The organism is Pseudomonas laurylsulfativorans, assembly GCF_002906155.1.
Classification (GTDB): Bacteria; Pseudomonadota; Gammaproteobacteria; order Pseudomonadales; family Pseudomonadaceae; genus Aquipseudomonas; species Aquipseudomonas laurylsulfativorans.
This window is the reverse complement of record NZ_MUJK01000011.1, coordinates 104,312-121,821: the sequence shown is the minus strand read 5'-3', so window position 1 is coordinate 121,821 and position 17,510 is coordinate 104,312. Positions and strand designations below refer to the sequence as shown.

Genomic DNA, 17,510 nt, shown 5'->3' with positions numbered 1-17,510 from the left:
TGTTGTATCTGAAGGCTCCCTCAGCCCCTGTAGGAGCGAGCTTGCTCGCGATGGTGGTCAACGATAATGCGTGCGTTCAGACTGTACGCCTCGTCCTTGCATTCTTCGCGAGCAAGCTCGCTCCTACACAGGCCTGCGCGTGGAAATGGCGCCTGGCGTGTCGTCATCTGCCCCGCGCTCGCGTAAACTTGCGTGCTTCTCGCAGCCCGCTAGGCTGCAATCAATATTTTTCAAAGGTGCCCGCCATGCCTTGGCTGCAAGTACGTCTCGCCATCAGCCCAGAACAAGCCGAAACCTATGAAGACGCTTTCCTTGAAGTGGGCGCCGTGTCGGTGACCTTCATGGACGCCGAAGATCAGCCGATCTTCGAGCCGGAACTCAACACCACGCCACTGTGGTCGCACACGCACCTGCTGGCCCTGTTCGAGGGTGGCACCGAGCCTGGCCCGGTCCTGGCCCACCTGGAGCTGCTGACCGGCAGCCCGCTGCCTGAACACCACAGCGAAGTGATTGAAGATCAGGACTGGGAACGCAGCTGGATGGACGGTTTCCAGCCGATGCGTTTCGGCCAGCGCCTGTGGATCGTGCCGAGCTGGCACGCCGCCCCTGAGCCTGACGCAGTGAACCTGCTGCTTGATCCAGGCCTGGCGTTCGGCACCGGCACCCACCCGACCACCGCGCTGTGCCTGGAATGGCTCGACGGTCAGGACCTGAAAGACTGCAACGTGCTGGACTTCGGTTGCGGCTCGGGGATCCTGGCGATTGCCGCGCTGTTGCTCGGCGCCAAAGAGGCCGTGGGCACAGACATCGACGTGCAGGCACTGGAAGCCTCCCGCGACAACGCTGGACGCAATAACATAGCCGAACACCTGTTCCCGCTGTACCTGCCGGAAGATTTGCCGCCGGTACAGGCCGACGTGCTGGTCGCCAACATTCTCGCCGGCCCACTGGTCTCGCTGGCACCGCAGCTGTCCGGCCTGGTCAAGTCGGGCGGACGCCTGGCGCTGTCGGGCATCCTCGCCGAACAGGGCGACGACGTCGCTGCCGCCTATGCCAAGGACTTCGATCTGGACCCGATCGCCAATCGCGATGGCTGGGTGCGCATCACTGGCCGTCGGCGCTAGAATGGCCGCCTGCATAATCCGGATCGCCGCATGACCGATAGCTTCGTCACCCAGTGCCCGCATTGCCAAACCAGCTTCCGTGTCAGCCATGCTCAGTTGAGCGTGGCTCGCGGAGTGGTTCGTTGCGGCTCCTGCCTGCAGGTGTTCAATGCCGCCAAACAGCTGTTGGAACAGGCCGGCAAAGAGCCGGTCGCGCCGGTCATCGCCGAAACGCCGGAGCTCACAGAACCGCGCGCCATCAGCCAAAAGCAATGGAGCGCGACCGAGTTGGACCTGGACAGCCTCGACCTCGACGAAGAACTTGCCCGGCTCGAACAGCGGGAAATCCAGCCGGCCACCGAACTCGGTCGCCATCGCGACGACTCGCTGAGCGCCCGTCGCGACAGCATCGGGCAGGATGACGAGGAGCAATGGTCCGACAGCCTGTTCAGCGAATCGGCGGCCGATCGCGCGCAAATCGACGAACCGCTCGACAGCCTTGAATCGCCAGAGCCGCCGGCCGAACCGGGCAAAGCCTCTCGCACCGAACCTTCGCTGTCTCTGGAACCGGTTGATCTCGAGGACGAACCGCAGCCACCCCAGTTGCGCTTGCATGACCCTCTCGATGCGCCACTGCACCACGAACGTCTGTCAGCCACCGACGAGAACGAAATCGACGGCAACCTGCCCTCGATCGAACCACTGCGCAAGCGGCGCGAACGCAGCGACCCGGGCGTGCGTGCCGAGGTGCTGCAAGACCTGACCGACGACCCCCTGCAACTGGACTGGCAAAAACGTCGCTCGCCCTGGGGCCGACGGCTGCTGTGGTTGCTGTTGGTGCTGATTGCCGCTGGCGCTCTCGCCGGCCAATACATCGCCTACCATTTCGACGAACTGGCGCGACAGGATCAATATCGCCCGTGGTTCCAGCAACTGTGCCCACAAATTGGCTGCACCGTGCCCTCCAAAGTCGACATCGCGAAAATCAAAAGCAGCAACCTGGTGGTGCGCAGCCATCCCGAGTTCAATGGCGCCCTGGTGGTCGATGCGATCATCTATAACCGCGCGCCCTTCTCCCAGCCCTTCCCGCTGCTGGAACTGCGCTTCGCCGACCTCAATGGCCATCTGATCGCCAGTCGCCGCTTCAAACCCGGTGAATACCTCAATGGCGATCTCGAAGGCATGGCGGAAATGCCTCCGCAAACGCCCATCCACATCGCCCTGGACATTCTCGACCCCGGCGCCAAGGCTGTGAACTACAGTCTGAGCTTTCACTCTCCAGAGTGAAACGCTTCATCGATCCCCGATTGACGTCGGCTTTCTGACTCCCCTTGGCAAACCAAACCACGGGTAATAACAGATTAACTGTTCAGATTTTGTTCAATTCAGCCTTTATCCAGTCATCGAGAGCGGGTATCATGCCAACCCTTTTTCGAACTCTCATGATCCGGCCCCACAACAGGGAAGTCCTATGTCGGCGGTACGCATCGGTCCATACACATTACATAACAGCTTGATCCTCGCCCCCATGGCGGGTGTCACCGACCAGCCCTTTCGTCAGCTGTGCAAGCGCTTGGGCGCGGGACTAGTAGTCTCGGAAATGGTCACCAGCGACATGAGTCTGTGGAACACCCGCAAGTCACGCATGCGCATGATCCACGAAGGTGATCCCGAGCCACGCTCGGTACAGATCGCCGGTGGGGACGCGCAGATGCTGGCGGACGCCGCCCGTGCCAACGTTGAAATGGGCGCGCAGATTATTGATATCAACATGGGCTGTCCGGCCAAAAAAGTCTGCAACAAGGCTGCCGGTTCCGCACTGTTGAAGGATGAACCCCTGGTAACCGAGATCCTGCAGGCTGTCGTGGCTGCGGTCGATGTGCCGGTTACCCTGAAGATCCGGACCGGTTGGGACCGGGACAACAAGAATGGCCTGACGGTGGCGAAGATCGCCGAGCAGGCAGGCATTACGGCGCTGGCGGTGCATGGCCGCACCCGTGCCGACCTGTACACCGGTGAAGCCGAGTACGACACCATTGCCGCGATCAAGCAGGCGGTGTCGATCCCGGTCTTCGCCAATGGCGATATCGATTCGCCGGAAAAAGCCCGGTACGTGCTCGACGCGACCGGTGCCGATGGATTGTTGATTGGCCGGGCTGCCCAGGGGCGGCCATGGATTTTTCGCGAGATCGACCATTACCTGCGTACCGGCGAGAAGCTCCCGGCGCTGGAACTGATCGAGGTGGAACGCATTCTGCTAGAGCATCTGGCTGCCCTGCACGCCTTCTATGGCGATGTCATGGGCGTGCGCATTGCTCGAAAGCATGTGGGCTGGTATCTCGCAACCCTGCCGGGCGCCAGGGAGTTTCGCGCCCACTTCAATCGTTTGGATGGTACGGATACACAATGCGCCAACGTTCGGGCATTTTTCGCCGAGCGTTACAAGAGCCTGACAGGGGACGGAGAGTGGGTGGCCGCATGACGATGATGACCGAGACTTTAGTGAGTGGAACAACACCCGTGAGCGACAACGTAAATTTGAAACAGCACCTCAATACGCCAAGCGAAGAAGGCCAGACCCTTCGCGGGAGTGTCGAGAAGGCGCTGCACAATTATTTCGCCCACCTTGAGGGCGCTGCCGTCACGGATGTGTACAACCTGGTGCTCTCCGAAGTCGAGGCTCCCCTGCTCGAGTGCGTGATGAACTACGTCAAGGGCAACCAGACCAAGGCCAGCGAGATGCTCGGACTGAACCGGGGCACGCTGCGCAAGAAACTCAAGCAGTACGATTTGTTGTAAGCATTCAATCAAACCAGAAAGGCGCCCGCGTAAAACCGGTCGCCTTTTTTGCTGACTTCCTTTGCTTTTGATGGAAATTGAGATGACCGACCAGACTACCCGCCTGCCGATCCGCCGCGCCTTGATCAGCGTTTCCGACAAGACCGGGATCCTCGAATTCGCCAAGGAGCTTGAAGCCCTGGGCGTCGAGATCCTCTCCACCGGCGGGACGTTCAAGCTGCTGCAGGACAACGGCGTTGCCGCAGTGGAAGTCGCTGATTACACCGGTTTCGCGGAAATGATGGACGGTCGGGTGAAAACCCTGCACCCGAAAATCCACGGCGGGATCCTCGGTCGTCGCGGTATCGACGACGGCATCATGAACGAGCACGGCATCAAGCCGATCGACCTGGTAGCGGTCAACCTGTACCCGTTCGAAGCCACCATCAACAAGCCAGGCTGCGATCTGCCGACCGCCATCGAGAACATCGACATCGGTGGCCCGACCATGGTCCGTTCCGCTGCCAAGAACCATAAAGACGTGGCCATCGTGGTCAACGCCAGCGACTACGCCAGCGTCCTGGAAAACCTCAAGGCCGGTGGCCTGACCTACGCTCAGCGTTTCGACCTGATGCTCAAGGCCTTCGAGCACACCGCCGCCTACGACGGCATGATCGCCAACTACATGGGCACCGTGAACCAGGCTGCTGACACCCTCAGCACAGAAGGTCGCAGCGAATTCCCGCGCACCTTCAACAGCCAGTTCATCAAGGCCCAGGAAATGCGCTACGGCGAGAACCCGCACCAGAGCGCGGCGTTCTACGTTGAAGCCAAGCCTGCCGAAGTCGGCATCGCCACCGCGACCCAACTGCAAGGCAAGGAACTGTCGTACAACAACGTGGCCGACACCGACGCCGCGCTGGAGTGCGTGAAGAGCTTCGTCAAGCCGGCTTGCGTGATCGTCAAGCACGCCAACCCGTGCGGCGTGGCTGTCAGCCCTGACGCCGAAGGCGGCATCCGCAAGGCCTACGACCTGGCCTACGCCACCGACACCGAATCGGCCTTCGGCGGCATCATCGCCTTCAACCGCGAGCTGGACGCCGAGACCGCCAAGGCCATCGTCGAACGTCAGTTCGTCGAAGTGATCATCGCTCCATCGGTCAGCGAAGAAGCCCGCGCCATTGTCGCCGCCAAAGCCAACGTACGCCTGCTGGCCTGCGGCGAGTGGTCGGCTGACCGTGCGGCGGCCTGGGACTACAAGCGTGTCAACGGTGGCCTGCTGGTACAGAGCCGCGACATCGGCATGATCGGTGCCGACGACCTGAAAGTGGTCACCAAGCGCGCACCGTCCGAACAGGAAATCCATGACCTGATCTTCGCCTGGAAAGTCGCCAAGTACGTGAAGTCCAACGCTATCGTCTACGCCAAGAATCGCCAGACCATCGGTGTCGGCGCCGGCCAGATGAGCCGCGTGAACTCCGCGCGCATTGCTGCGATCAAGGCAGAACATGCCGGTTTGCAGGTTCAAGGTGCAGTCATGGCATCCGACGCTTTCTTCCCGTTCCGCGACGGCATCGACAACGCGGCCAAGGTCGGTATCACTGCGGTGATCCAGCCAGGCGGCTCGATGCGTGACAACGAAGTGATTGCTGCTGCTGATGAAGCCGGCATCGCCATGGTGTTCACTGGCATGCGCCACTTCCGTCACTGACAGCACAGCATTCCCCCTGTAGGAGCGAGCTTGCTCGCGAAGAACGACTAGACGCCACAGTGTTTCAGACACCCCGCGTTATCGTTAACCACCATCGCGAGCAAGCTCGCTCCTACAGTTCCCAGATTTGCGTCATCCGAGGTTTTTGAAATGAATGTTTTGATCATTGGCAGCGGTGGCCGTGAACACGCCCTGGCCTGGAAAGTGGCTCAGGATCCGCGCGTGCAGAAGGTTTTCGTGGCTCCGGGCAATGCCGGTACCGCCATCGAAGCCAAGTGCGAGAACGTCGCCATCGACGTACTGGCACTTGAGCAACTGGCAGACTTTGCCGAGAAAAACGTTTCCCTGACCATTGTTGGCCCTGAAGTGCCGCTGGTTGCCGGTGTTGTGGACCTGTTCCGCAGCCGCGGCCTGGATTGCTTCGGTCCGACCGCTGGCGCTGCGCAGCTGGAAGGCTCGAAAGCCTTCACCAAGGACTTCCTGGCTCGCCACAAGATCCCGACTGCCGACTACCAGAACTTCACCGAAATCGAGCCGGCCCTGGCTTACCTGCGTGAAAAAGGCGCACCGATCGTGATCAAGGCCGACGGCCTGGCCGCCGGTAAAGGCGTGATCGTTGCCATGACCCTGGCCGAAGCCGAAGACGCCGTGCGCGACATGCTGGCGGGCAATGCCTTTGGCGACGCGGGTTCGCGCGTGGTCATCGAAGAGTTTCTGGACGGCGAAGAAGCCAGCTTCATCGTCATGGTCGACGGCAAGAACGTGCTGCCAATGGCCACCAGCCAGGACCACAAACGCGTCGGCGACGGCGACACCGGTCCAAACACCGGCGGCATGGGTGCTTACTCCCCGGCGCCAGTGGTTACCGCCGACGTGCACAAACGTGTCATGGACCTGGTGATCTGGCCGACCGTGCGCGGCATGGCCGAGGAAGGCAACGTCTACACTGGCTTCCTGTACGCCGGCCTGATGATCGACAAGGCTGGCAACCCAAAAGTCATCGAGTTCAACTGCCGCTTCGGCGACCCTGAGACCCAACCGGTCATGCTGCGTCTGCAGTCGAGCCTGGTGCTGCTGGTCGAAGCCGCCCTGGCCCAGGCACTGGATAAAGTAGAAGCACAATGGGATCCACGTCCAAGCGTCGGCATCGTCCTGGCCGCTGGCGGCTATCCTGGTGACTACGCCAAAGGCGTGGCCATCAATGGCCTGGATGCAGCGGCTGCACTGGAAGGTAAAATCTTCCACGCCGGCACTGCGCTCAAGGATGGTCAGGTCGTGACGGCCGGTGGTCGTGTACTGTGCGCCACAGCCATGGGTGCCAGCGTCGACGCGGCGCAGCAGCAGGCCTACAAGCTGGCGGCAGCCATTGACTGGGAAGGTTGTTTCTACCGCAAGGACATTGGCTACCGCGCCATTGCCCGCGAGCGTGGCGAAAATCAGGAATAAGGTAAACACCGCGCCAGGCAATGAACACGGTTTATTGCCTGGCTATTCCGGCGCCGCGCATCGTTATATTCTGGCATCAACCTAACGAAGGGATTTCGCCGTGCGCTGGCTCAGGATCGCCATAAGCTTGACCGTCACTTTGCTGACCTTGCTCTGCATGCTACCGGCCCAGGCCGCGCAAGGCAGTGGCTGGGCAGTATTGCTCGACGAACAGGGCGACCTGCAACTGAGCGACATCCGCTCCGCACGCTACACCAATCAATTCAGCCCTATCGAACTCGACCGCATCACCGCGGCCGAACCCGATGGCGCGCTATGGCTGCGATTCAGGCTTGCACCGGGCAAACACGAGCAGTTGCTGCGAGTGTTCGCGCCTGACCTGCGCCAGTTCAACATGTACGTACTGGACGGCGACAGGCTGATCGATCAATCCAGCACGGGCAACGAACAACCCCAATCCGAGCGACCATTGCCCAGCAGTGACTTCATGCTGGCCTTGCCGCAAAGCGACAACCCCCTCGATGTCTACCTGCGACTGGCCTCCGATCACCAGTTGCGCCCCTATATCACCCTGCAATCGGCGATCATCGCGGCTGCCAACCAGACCCAGACGCTGATCTATGGCCTGCTGTTCGGCTGCATCGCCATGTTGATCCTGCACAACCTCATCCGCTACGCCTACACCCGCTCGCGTAGTGCCCTCTGGCTGGCGGCGTGCGAAGGGCTGTTGATGCTCAGCCTGCTGCTGTTGCTGAACCTCGCCGGCCCCTGGCTACCGGACTGGCATGCACTGCAAACGCCCGGGGCTTACCTGGCACTGTTACTGACTGCGCCCTGCGGCCTGATGCTTGCCTATCGCTTCTTCTCCCCGCTCGGACCACACCCGCTGAACCGGTTGCTGCTGGGCGAGGTCCTGCTCATCACCGCCTGCGGCCTGATGCTGCTGTTCGTCAATACCTTGCCGCTGAACTTCATTACCTACGGCCTGGTAGCCCTGGCAGGCTTGACCATGCTGTTCATCAGCGCCTATCACTGGCAAAAGGGTTATCGCCCGGCTCGTCTCTTCGTGGCTGCCATGGTGGTGTTCAACCTGGGGACACTGGTCATCCTGCCCGCGATGCTGGGGTTGACCCTGATCGAACCCCACGACCTGATCACCACCTTGCTGGCCTTCATCTGCATCAGCGGACTGTTGATGAGCATTGCATTGAGCGAGCGCCAGCGCCGCATCACCGAAGACCGTTTCAGCATCAGCCGCGACCTGGCGGCCAGCAACGCCGAGATCAACGCCAAGGCCGAGTTCCTGGCGAAGATCAGCCACGAGATCCGCACCCCGATGAACGGCGTCCTTGGCATGACCGAGTTGCTGCTGGGCACACCGCTTTCAGTCAAGCAACGCGACTATGTGCAGACGATCCACAGCGCCGGCAACGAGCTGCTGACACTGATCAACGAAATTCTCGACATTTCCAAACTCGAGTCCGGGCAGATCGAGCTGGACGATGTGCAGTTCGACCTCAACGCACTGATCGAAGACTGTCTGAGCATCTTCCGCGCCAAGGCCGAGCAGCAAAACGTCGAGTTGATCAGTTTCATCCAGCCGCAAGTGCCGCGGGTGATCAGTGGTGATCCGACACGCCTGCGCCAGACGCTGTTGAGCCTTTTGGAAAACGCCCTGAAAAAAACCGATGAAGGCGAAATCCTCATCGTCGTGGCGCTCGATGAGCGCAACACCAAACCACGCCTGCGTATTGCCGTGCAGGACAGCGGCGAGCCGATGGACGCCGAAGAGCGCGACGCCCTGATGCACGCCGAACTGCACAGTCGGCATTTTCTGTCGGCCACCCACCTGGGCGGCAACCTGGGGCTGGTGATTGCCCGCCAGCTGATCCGCTTGATGCAAGGGGAATTCGGAATCAAGAGTGGCAGCAACCAGGGCAGCACCCTATGGCTAACCCTGCCACTGGACCCGGATCGCCTCGAACACCCGACCTCCGACCTCGACGGCCCGCTGCAAGGTGCGCGGGTATTGGTGGTGGACGACAACGACACCTGTCGCAAAGTGCTGGTGCAGCAATGCAGCGCCTGGGGCCTGAACGTAAGCGCCGCACCTTCCGGCAAGGAAGCGCTGGCACTGCTGCGCACCAAAGCTCATTTGCGCGACTACTTCGATGTGGTCCTGCTTGACCAGAACATGCCTGGCATGACCGGCATGCAACTAGCGGCCAAGATCAAGGAAGACCCGAGCCTGAACCATGACATCCTGCTGATCATGCTCACCGGCATCAGCAATGCGCCGAGCAAGATCATCGCCCGCAACTCCGGGATCAAGCGCATCCTCGCCAAACCGGTGGCCGGCTATACCCTCAAGACCACCCTGGCAGACGAGCTGACCCAACGCAACAAAGGCCTGGTCGTCACCCAGCCACTGCCAAGCGGCCCTGCCCTGCCAGTCAAGGTCCCCAGCGATTTCCGCATTCTGGTGGCCGAAGACAACAGCATTTCAACCAAGGTGATCCGCGGCATGCTGAGCAAGCTCAACCTGCAACCGGATACCGCCTGCAACGGCGAAGAAGCCTTGCGAGCGATGAAAGCCCAGCGTTACGACCTGGTGCTGATGGACTGCGAAATGCCGATCCTTGATGGCTTCTCGGCCACCCAGCAACTGCGTGCCTGGGAAGTCGGCAACCAGCGGCTCCGTACTCCCGTGGTGGCATTGACCGCCCATATCCTGGCCGAACACAAAGAGCGTGCACGCCAGGCCGGCATGGATGGACATATGGCCAAACCGGTCGAACTGTCGCAGCTGCGCGAATTGATCGAACACTGGGTCGCCCAGCGCGATCAGCAGAACCAGACCGCCTCGACACTCTGATCCCATGCCCTAAAACCGACTTCAGATATCAAGGCTTCTGAGGTAATTCATCGACTGGGAAAGCACTGCTTTTTTCACCTTTTCCCGAAATTGCGCATAGTAGAGCGTGTTAAAGGTGATGAGCGACATTTGCTCGGTGCTGCTGTGAAGCAGACGCTCAGGATTCACGAACAAGAATCCGGGCATCTTTCGGTAAAGCTGGAACTGTCGATGGTAGATCCCCATTTCAACCCTGTTCTGGCCTTTCAAAACACAAGGAATCATCTGAAAGAACCCGCCTCTACTCGAAAGGCTGCTGTTTTCGAACAACTCGATTGCCGCTCGGTCCCTTTCCAGCGCAGCCAACGCCGCCGTCATGGAGCTTGAGAATGGCTCCCCCAGACGTCTGGAAATGCTTTCCGAAACCTGAGTCGCCACCGTATTACCCGACATCGAAGACAAGCTTTCGGGCACAGGTACGTCCCAGCCGATGTACCTGAGCGTGTTGCGGTAGTAGCTGAACCAGTCACCTGACAGCCCATGGTTGTACGCATCACGTGTAGCCCTTTGTGCATACAGGGTGCTCAGGTAAATGTCCTCCCGATGAGACTCCGGCAAATCACCCGCGAACGCGATGACGCTTCCCCCCACCACAGCCGCCCGTGGAATTGTATCTGTCATGATCCACGCTCCTCACGGGGAAGGACGGTAGAAAGATCAACGACCTCAGCGAAGCTCAACACGTTGCCACTCACCCGTTCCTTGATTTTCGCGGCAATCGCATCGCGATATAACGCGTACAACGTTTCCGAGAGCCTGGCGCGGAAATAACGCGCCGAAACATGGCCATCCATCAAGTCAGCCTGAAAATGCTGCGTCCATGGATTGCCCTCTACTGTTTGCCGTGTTTTGAATTCAAGGCACAGGCAAATCATCGATGCTGGCTTTTGCGCCAAAATGACCAGTAGATGCGTTGTTTTCGCTGTGGCAGAAGCAAGCCTCTCTTCACCCACATTCACCTCCTGTACCTGGCTGCGCAGCAGGTTTACTTCAGGCGACGTAGCAGGTAGTCGCGCCACCCACTCCGAGAATGCGGCCAAGGGTAGAACTTCATCATCACTACCGTGGGCCATCAACTGGGAGGCCCATTGGATCGGCGTCGTAGAGCTGTTTTTTTCAAGCGTGATATCTTGCCTATATTTAACGCTGCGGACCCAAAAATCGTCCAGTACACCTGCATAATCAACAAACCAATAGGCTTTCGGCTTTTTTAAAAACCGTTTATTCGCGACCAACTGCGCAAATAAAATGGAGTTCTTCAAGTCGTCAGCTGCGGACTCCTCATAATCAACCGGCACGAAAACAATCGCCGCAGCAACGGTAAACACCGAACATCCGTTGTTCATACTGCATCCTCAATTAAAAAAAGGCAGCCGCTACAGGCCACCTTTTGAAAAGGCAAATCAGATTTCGTACTCTTCAACCTTGCGTTTGGCGTTATCACCAAGTTTGGCTCGAATATACTCTCGATTACTTTCCACGAGCGAAGGTACTTTCCGGAAAACGGACTCACCACGGTACAGCTTGACCTTACGGGATTCGACATCCACGAACAGCACTTTAGTGGAGGTATTCTCCCGAATAAAACGCACCATCCCCAGTGCCAAAGTGACTTCACCGTTTTGTTCAGTACACGTCCCGGCAGCCATACCGCCGACGCCATGATCCAACATGTTTCGCTCGTATACTGTCAGTGCGGTTTCGCGTTTTTTCAAAGCGTGAACGGCGTCGCCTGCTACTTTGAGCATCAAGGCAGTGGCCGTTCCTGGTAGTGCAAGCCCCGCGATGACCGAGCCAAGAATCTCCAGCACCAGTTGATCCATGCGAACGGTGTTCCCGCTGACATTTAGATCGTTGTAGTATTTTTGAGAGGGCACCCAGCCGGCACTCAACATGACCTCAACAAACAGCAGATACCACTCTTTCCCCTGCGACTCTTCTGGGTATTTTTTATTCGCAACAAGGCTCGCAAAAAGAAAGGCATGCAAAACATCCTCCCGATCCTGCGCACTGAGATTTGCGGTAAATGCCAGAATACCTTCCCCTACAACAGCACCTTTGGCGGGCTCCTGAATGTCGCCATATGAATTACCTGACCGAACGACATCCACATCATATGAACGCAACCGTTGAATACTGGCATCTATATCAAACTGATCCATCACTCCACCCATCATAATTTTATCCTTTTTTAGTTAAAAACAAGTTCTCCATGAACTTGACGAAGCAACCCTAACCAAACAACAAAGCATGAACAAACGAAAACTTGTAACCTTACTTCGCCAACATAACCACGCAACAGCGAATCAGCAACCGCACTTATTTAACAGCACGAGCTGATTACAACTTTTCAATCCAAGCACACAAAAAACCGAACTACTGATAGACTCCACTGCAACAATTTTCCGCTGCGAGCCAAAATCATGCTCCACGTGCTGTTTAGCGTTTATCTGAAGATGCTGGTGCTCTACAGTCCGTTCTTCGTGTTGTCCTGCTTCATCAGCCTGACCCGTGGTTACTCACGCAAGGAACAACGTCGGCTGGCGTGGAAAGTCGCGATTGCCACTCTGGTGTCCAGCGTTTTGCTGTACCTGTTCGGACGGGTGATTTTCAGCGTGTTCGGCATCACCGTGGACGCCTTTCGCATCGGTGCCGGTAGCGTGCTGTTCATTTCGGCGCTGGGCATGGCGCAAGGCAAGTCAGCGGTACAGACCGACAATGTGCAGCAGGATGTGACCATCGTCCCGCTGACCATCCCGCTGACAGTCGGTCCGGGCACCATTGGGGCCTTACTGGTGATGGGGGTCAGCCAGCCACACTGGGACGACAAGCTCACGGCCATTGTCAGTATTGCCCTGGCCAGTTTCACCGTTGGGGTGGTGCTTTACCTGTCCAGCCGAATCGAGCGAATTCTCGGCGAGCAGGGTCTGCAGATTGTGAGTCGTTTGATGGGGTTATTTGTTTGCGCGCTGGCCGCGCAGATCATCTTTACCGGGGTGAAGGGGTACCTGGTGCCCTGACTCCTGATCGCAGTGGAACACGGTTGCAGGAACCGTGCTCCACCCGGTAAATCAGGACGTTGGCTTCTCGCCATACCAGCGTGGCGTGTACACCCACTCCCCACCTTCGACGCGAGGGAACACGCACGTGGTGCTCGAGCCAATCAGCACCATGGTGCGCATGTCCACCTGATCAGGCGTCAACGCTCCTAGGTTTGTAACTCGTAATGTCTGTCCCGGACGACCAATATCCCGCCCCAGGACTACGGGCGTTTCCGGCAACCGATGCCGGGCAACGATCTCGATGGCCAGCCCCAATTGCCACGGACGTGACCGCGAGATCGGGTTGTAGAACGCCAGGGCCAGGTCGGCCTGAGCGGCCAGGTCCAGACGCTTCTCGATGATCGACCATGGCTTGAGATTGTCTGAAAGCGACAGTACGCAGAAGTCATGACCCAAGGGTGCCCCGGCCTGGGCAGCCGTCGCCAGTGAAGCCGAGACGCCCGGCAGCATTTCCAGATCGACGTTGTGCCAACGGGCATCGGTAGATTCGTGAAGCGCCTCCAGTACCGCCGCCGCCATGGCAAAAACACCCGGATCGCCAGACGACACCACCACCACCGAACGCCCCTGGGCAGCCAGTTCAAAGGCATGACGGGCGCGCTGCATCTCTTCTCGATTGTCCGTGCAATGCTGCACCTGGTCAGCACGGAACGGCCCGGCCATGCGCACGTAGGTTTCGTAACCCAGGATGTCGTTGGCGCGAGACAGTTCAGCCTTCACCGCCGGCACCATCAGTTCTGCGGCACCTGGCCCGAGGCCGATTACCGCCAGCCGTCCACGCGGCCGACCGATCTGCAACGGGTCCAGCGGTTGCTCTGCCACGGCCATGACAACCGTGTCGTTACCCAGGATCGAAACCGGGTGGTCGATGGCTGTACGCAGTCGCGTGCCGACATCTGCACCAGCGCTGGTAAAGCGCAACGGCACACCCAGTTCCAACGCTGCTTCACGCAGCGTCGGGTTGGCCATTTCGCTGTCTGCAGCCAGCAGGCAGCTCAACGATTGCACTGCGACCTTCGCTTGATGCAACGCCTCGCGGACCGCCGAGGCGACATCCTCCAGACCGGCATCCACGGCGACCACAACGTTGCGCGGGTAGATCAGCAGTTCGTTGGGCGCCGGTTCGCGCTCGGCATGACCGACATGCACCGCCAGCCGCGCCTGCGCATCTTCAGGCAGCTGCGCCTGGGCCAGCCACGGCGCCGCGCCTTCGATGCGCACCGCTTCACCGGCCAGCAGATCGGAGACAAAACGCTTGCCCAACTCCAGATCGCCAAGCGCATAGCCACTCGGCGGGTTGAGCAGGCAGGTGCCGAAACGCAACTCGCCGCTGGTGGTTATTGCTGCCGCGACGTCAAGCGCCGCAGCAATTTCTCGGGCCATGACATTCACCCCACCGAGGCCACCCAGCAGCGGCACCACCGCACTGCCGTCTTCGGCAACGGCCAGCACCGGCGGCTCTGCGCCTTTTTCCAGCAGCAATGGCGCCAGCGTACGGATCACAATGCCGGCCGCGCACAGCGCAATGATCGGCGTGTCCTGTTGATACAACTCGCGCAGGGTCACGCCGAACTCGCGATAGACACGGTCAGCGCCGTCTACCCGCTCAGCCAAGCCATGAATCAGCGCACCGGGATAGACCTGTTGAATCTTGCGCGCGGTGGCGAGGCTGCCATTGCCGAGAATGACAATCGCCGGAACTGGACGACTCATCAGCCTTGCCACCTTTCGCCGGGAACGATGATCAACGAGAAATACGGCGAGGACATCGGCTCGACCTGATCGAGCGGCACAATCTTCTGATTGGCCATGGTCGCGCGTTCGACGTACAGCGCACGCTCGGCCAGGCCGAGCTCTTCCAGCACCTGGCGCACCTTGGGAAAGTTACGCCCCAGCTTCATGATCACCGCCGCATCGGCATCGGCCAGGCGACGCTTGAGTTCGTCGTGCGGCAGCACACCGGACAACACCGACAGACTCTGATTGCGATACACCAGGGGTGCACCGAGCACCGAGGCGCCACCCAGCATAGAGCACACGCCGGGCACGACTTGCGCCTGATAACGCTCGGCAAGACGGTCGTGCAGATACATGTAGGAGCCGTAGAAGAACGGATCACCCTCACAGATCACCGCCACGTCGCGACCGGCATCCAGATGCGCCGCCAGCTCCTGCGCGGCGTCATCGTAAAAGTCACTGATCACTTGCTCATAGGACAGCGGCGCCGGCAAGGCTTCGGTGGTCACCGGGTACACCAGCGGCAACAGATTTTGCGCTTCCTGCAGATGCGCTTCGATGATGCCGAATGCATTGCCCTTTTTACCCTTGGCGACGAAGTACGCCACCACCGGTGACTCGCGCAGCAGGCGCAGCGCTTTCACGGTAATCAGTTCCGGATCACCGGGGCCGACGCCGAGGCCGATCAAACGTCCAGGTTGCTGCATCATTCGATCTCCGTGGCGAGGGCATTGACGGCAGCGGCGGCCATGGCGCTACCGCCCAGCCGGCCTTGCATGATGACAAAAGGCACACCGCGGCTGTCAGCCGCCAGCGCAGCCTTGGATTCGGCGGCGCCGACAAAGCCGACTGGAAAACCGAGGATCAACGCCGGCTTCGGCGCACCGGCGTCGAGCATTTCCAACAGATAAAACAGCGCCGTCGGAGCGTTGCCGATGACCACCACGCTGCCTTCGAGGTGCGGGCGCCACAGTTCCAGCGCAGCGGCTGAGCGGGTGTTACCCAATTCACGGGCCAGTTCCGGAACGCTCTCGTCGCGCAAGGTGCAGATCACCGCATTGTTCACCGGCAACCGCGCGCGGGTCACGCCTTCGGAGACCATCCGCGCATCGCACAAAATCGGCGCGCCGGCCGCCAGCGCATCACGCCCGGCCTTGCCCGCCCCCTCGGAAAACTGCAAACCGTCGATGGCCTCGACCATGCCGCAGGCGTGAATCACACGAACGGCGAGTTTCTCCAGATCGGCCGGGATTCGGTCGAGGTTGGCCTCGGCGCGAATGATCGCGAAAGAGTTGCGATAGATCTCCTGACCGTCGCGGATGTAATCAAGCATCAAGGGGGCTCCGTGAGCGGGCGTCGAGCAAGGCCGCGACCGCTTCAATAGTAAGGTTGTGTGCATGCAGCGCGCCGAAACCCGGCTGCGCTGCATCGCGAAAATAGAGATCGTAGTGACCGGGGGCAACGGCCAACAGTGTGACGGGCGCGGTATGCGCGGCGGCGCAGGAACGCAGGCAGCCGCTCAGGTGTATGTTCAGCGCCGGTCCATGGCGGTGCAGCAACGCGGCCAGTTTCAGGGCATCGCCCTTGGTCTCGGCCAGGCCTTTACCGCAGCCGTTTGAGCCGGTGCAGGCGATCAACCGGGACAATGGCTGATCGGCTTCGCACTGCAAGCCCAGACATTGCAATTGCCGAATGACCTCAGCGGCGTTTTCCGCACGGACGTTGGGCAGCAGCAGGCTTTGCCAGGGTGTGAAGCGCAGACTGGAATCACCGAACTCGCGTGCCAGTTGTGCCACCCCTCGCAGCATCTTCGGATCGAGCCGCCCCAACGGCGGGACAGCCCCCACATAGACGACACCAGGCTCGGCCTGGGGATGTGCGCCAATGTGCAAATCACCGCAACCCGAAACCCGCTGCCAATCGACAATCGCTTGCAGCGATACACGCTCAGCCAGCCGAAGCAGAAGGTCATCGACCGAATATTCGGCCAGCAAATGACGCATACGCGTCTGCTCGGGGCGCGCCAGTTCAAGGAACAATTCAAGGACCGCCACTACCAGCGCGTGCCCGTCAGCGAGAGCAATCGAACCGGCAGGTCTGTCCGTCGGGCACCCCGCCAGACCGAACGCCAGCCGTTGCTCGCCATTTTGCTCAAACCCAGAGAGCCACAGGTCATGGGGATGCTCGAGCATCGCCAGGTCTTCGCCACCATCAAGCTGCATAGCGAACTTGGCACTGAGATCGTGAAAAGCTTCGTGGCTTTGCAATGTGGCGAGGATCTGCCCGGCCAGCGGGCGAGTGTCGAACAGCATTCGTCGATCGATCCCGGCACCGGGGCTGAGCATCAGGTTGCGTACATCGTCGCCCGCCGCGTTTTGCGGCCCCAGATCAGCAGCCAGCAGATTGTCGATCAACGCCGTTTGCTCGCTGCCGATACCACGGATCTGCAGGTTGGCGCGATTCGTCGCCTCGATCGCTCCGCTGGCGAAACGCTCCGCCGCAGACGCCACGGCCTCGGCCTGGTCGCTGTTGATCGAGCCACCGTTCAACTTGATCCGGCAAATGCCGCCATCCAGTGCTGGGACAATACGCAGCAACCCCGGACAGGCCGAGGGGCGTAAGGCAGCGGACAGCGGACGTTCGATCAAGGCAGACCCGTTCAGGTGGCGAAGCAATTCACGGCGAAAGTGCGCGGTATTATGCCTGCTTTACTTCGCCGCATGAAAAGACTCCGGTCGGGAAGAGAAGGCAGTCAGCTC

The 17,510-nt window shown here is 59.8% G+C and carries 15 protein-coding genes; 8 read left to right on the top strand and 7 right to left on the bottom strand.

Annotation, left to right across the window (positions count from 1 at the left end):
- Positions 1 to 245 precede the first annotated feature (245 nt).
- The 7 genes from prmA (at position 246) to B0D71_RS25550 (ending at position 9,913) form a co-directional block, all read left to right on the top strand.
- Positions 246 to 1,124 (top strand): 50S ribosomal protein L11 methyltransferase, encoded by an 879-nt coding sequence (prmA, locus tag B0D71_RS25580; RefSeq protein ID WP_103397190.1) that lies wholly within the window; start codon positions 246 to 248, stop codon positions 1,122 to 1,124.
- A gap of 30 nt (positions 1,125 to 1,154) precedes the next feature.
- A complete protein-coding gene (locus B0D71_RS25575; protein ID WP_103397189.1) occupies positions 1,155 to 2,390 on the top strand; it encodes a DUF3426 domain-containing protein in 1,236 nt (411 codons plus the stop codon).
- A 184-nt stretch (positions 2,391 to 2,574) separates the two neighbouring features.
- Positions 2,575 to 3,585 (top strand): tRNA dihydrouridine synthase DusB, encoded by a 1,011-nt coding sequence (dusB, locus tag B0D71_RS25570; protein ID WP_103397188.1) that lies wholly within the window; start codon positions 2,575 to 2,577, stop codon positions 3,583 to 3,585.
- A complete protein-coding gene (fis, locus tag B0D71_RS25565; RefSeq protein WP_015093301.1) occupies positions 3,582 to 3,902 on the top strand; it encodes a DNA-binding transcriptional regulator Fis in 321 nt (106 codons plus the stop codon). Before dusB ends, fis begins: the two co-directional genes overlap by 4 nt.
- 82 nt (positions 3,903 to 3,984) lie before the next feature.
- Entirely contained in the window at positions 3,985 to 5,592 is a 1,608-nt protein-coding gene (gene purH / locus B0D71_RS25560) for a bifunctional phosphoribosylaminoimidazolecarboxamide formyltransferase/IMP cyclohydrolase (RefSeq protein WP_103397187.1), read from the top strand.
- A gap of 150 nt (positions 5,593 to 5,742) precedes the next feature.
- On the top strand, positions 5,743 to 7,038 hold the full coding sequence (purD, locus tag B0D71_RS25555) for a phosphoribosylamine--glycine ligase (protein WP_103397186.1): 1,296 nt from the start codon (positions 5,743 to 5,745) through the stop codon (positions 7,036 to 7,038).
- A gap of 100 nt (positions 7,039 to 7,138) precedes the next feature.
- Positions 7,139 to 9,913, top strand: a complete 2,775-nt coding sequence (locus B0D71_RS25550) for a hybrid sensor histidine kinase/response regulator (RefSeq protein WP_103397185.1) — start codon at positions 7,139 to 7,141, stop codon at positions 9,911 to 9,913.
- 21 nt (positions 9,914 to 9,934) lie between these two features.
- On the opposite strand, the gene B0D71_RS25545 is transcribed toward B0D71_RS25550, so the two are convergent.
- The 3 genes from B0D71_RS25545 to B0D71_RS25535 are packed head-to-tail and all read right to left on the bottom strand — an operon-like array spanning position 9,935 to position 12,114.
- Positions 9,935 to 10,573, bottom strand: coding sequence for a hypothetical protein (locus B0D71_RS25545; protein ID WP_103397184.1), 639 nt, complete (start codon positions 10,571 to 10,573; stop codon positions 9,935 to 9,937).
- Positions 10,570 to 11,298 carry a hypothetical protein gene (locus tag B0D71_RS25540; protein WP_103397183.1) on the bottom strand — a complete coding sequence of 243 codons (729 nt, stop codon included), beginning with the start codon at positions 11,296 to 11,298 and terminating at the stop codon, positions 10,570 to 10,572. The genes B0D71_RS25545 and B0D71_RS25540 overlap by 4 nt, the downstream gene beginning before the upstream one ends.
- A 57-nt stretch (positions 11,299 to 11,355) precedes the next feature.
- Entirely contained in the window at positions 11,356 to 12,114 is a 759-nt protein-coding gene (locus tag B0D71_RS25535) for a hypothetical protein (protein WP_240635736.1), read from the bottom strand.
- A 261-nt stretch (positions 12,115 to 12,375) separates the two neighbouring features.
- Between B0D71_RS25535 and B0D71_RS25530 the strand changes: the two genes are divergently transcribed.
- On the top strand, positions 12,376 to 12,972 hold the full coding sequence (locus tag B0D71_RS25530; RefSeq protein WP_103397182.1) for a MarC family protein: 597 nt from the start codon (positions 12,376 to 12,378) through the stop codon (positions 12,970 to 12,972).
- Positions 12,973 to 13,023: 51 nt separating this feature from the next.
- Here B0D71_RS25530 and cobJ read toward each other — a convergent pair whose 3' ends face one another.
- Genes cobJ through cobG form a run of 4 tightly spaced genes read right to left on the bottom strand, consistent with a single transcriptional unit; the run spans position 13,024 to position 17,384 of the window.
- Positions 13,024 to 14,727 carry a precorrin-3B C(17)-methyltransferase gene (cobJ, locus tag B0D71_RS25525; RefSeq protein WP_103397181.1) on the bottom strand — a complete coding sequence of 568 codons (1,704 nt, stop codon included), beginning with the start codon at positions 14,725 to 14,727 and terminating at the stop codon, positions 13,024 to 13,026.
- Positions 14,727 to 15,458 (bottom strand): precorrin-2 C(20)-methyltransferase, encoded by a 732-nt coding sequence (locus B0D71_RS25520; RefSeq protein ID WP_103397246.1) that lies wholly within the window; start codon positions 15,456 to 15,458, stop codon positions 14,727 to 14,729. Before B0D71_RS25520 ends, cobJ begins: the two co-directional genes overlap by 1 nt.
- The gene (locus B0D71_RS25515; protein ID WP_103397180.1) at positions 15,458 to 16,084 is read right to left on the bottom strand and encodes a precorrin-8X methylmutase; all 627 of its coding nucleotides are present in this window, start codon (positions 16,082 to 16,084) and stop codon (positions 15,458 to 15,460) included. Before B0D71_RS25515 ends, B0D71_RS25520 begins: the two co-directional genes overlap by 1 nt.
- Positions 16,077 to 17,384, bottom strand: coding sequence for a precorrin-3B synthase (gene cobG / locus B0D71_RS25510; protein WP_276310365.1), 1,308 nt, complete (start codon positions 17,382 to 17,384; stop codon positions 16,077 to 16,079). The genes B0D71_RS25515 and cobG overlap by 8 nt, the downstream gene beginning before the upstream one ends.
- Positions 17,385 to 17,510: the final 126 nt, after the last annotated feature.

Bases quoted from the DNA above. Each gene is read 5' to 3' on its own strand.
- prmA (WP_103397190.1), top strand. From the start codon at position 246: ATGCCTTGGCTGCAAGTACGTCTCGCCATCAGCCCAGAACAAGCCGAA.
- B0D71_RS25575 (WP_103397189.1), top strand. From the start codon at position 1,155: ATGACCGATAGCTTCGTCACCCAGTGCCCGCATTGCCAAACCAGCTTC.
- dusB (WP_103397188.1), top strand. From the start codon at position 2,575: ATGTCGGCGGTACGCATCGGTCCATACACATTACATAACAGCTTGATC.
- fis (WP_015093301.1), top strand. From the start codon at position 3,582: ATGACGATGATGACCGAGACTTTAGTGAGTGGAACAACACCCGTGAGC.
- purH (WP_103397187.1), top strand. From the start codon at position 3,985: ATGACCGACCAGACTACCCGCCTGCCGATCCGCCGCGCCTTGATCAGC.
- purD (WP_103397186.1), top strand. From the start codon at position 5,743: ATGAATGTTTTGATCATTGGCAGCGGTGGCCGTGAACACGCCCTGGCC.
- B0D71_RS25545 (WP_103397184.1), bottom strand. From the start codon at position 10,573: ATGACAGATACAATTCCACGGGCGGCTGTGGTGGGGGGAAGCGTCATC.
- B0D71_RS25540 (WP_103397183.1), bottom strand. From the start codon at position 11,298: ATGAACAACGGATGTTCGGTGTTTACCGTTGCTGCGGCGATTGTTTTC.
- B0D71_RS25535 (WP_240635736.1), bottom strand. From the start codon at position 12,114: ATGGATCAGTTTGATATAGATGCCAGTATTCAACGGTTGCGTTCATAT.
- B0D71_RS25530 (WP_103397182.1), top strand. From the start codon at position 12,376: ATGCTCCACGTGCTGTTTAGCGTTTATCTGAAGATGCTGGTGCTCTAC.
- cobJ (WP_103397181.1), bottom strand. From the start codon at position 14,727: ATGAGTCGTCCAGTTCCGGCGATTGTCATTCTCGGCAATGGCAGCCTC.
- B0D71_RS25520 (WP_103397246.1), bottom strand. From the start codon at position 15,458: ATGCAGCAACCTGGACGTTTGATCGGCCTCGGCGTCGGCCCCGGTGAT.
- B0D71_RS25515 (WP_103397180.1), bottom strand. From the start codon at position 16,084: ATGCTTGATTACATCCGCGACGGTCAGGAGATCTATCGCAACTCTTTC.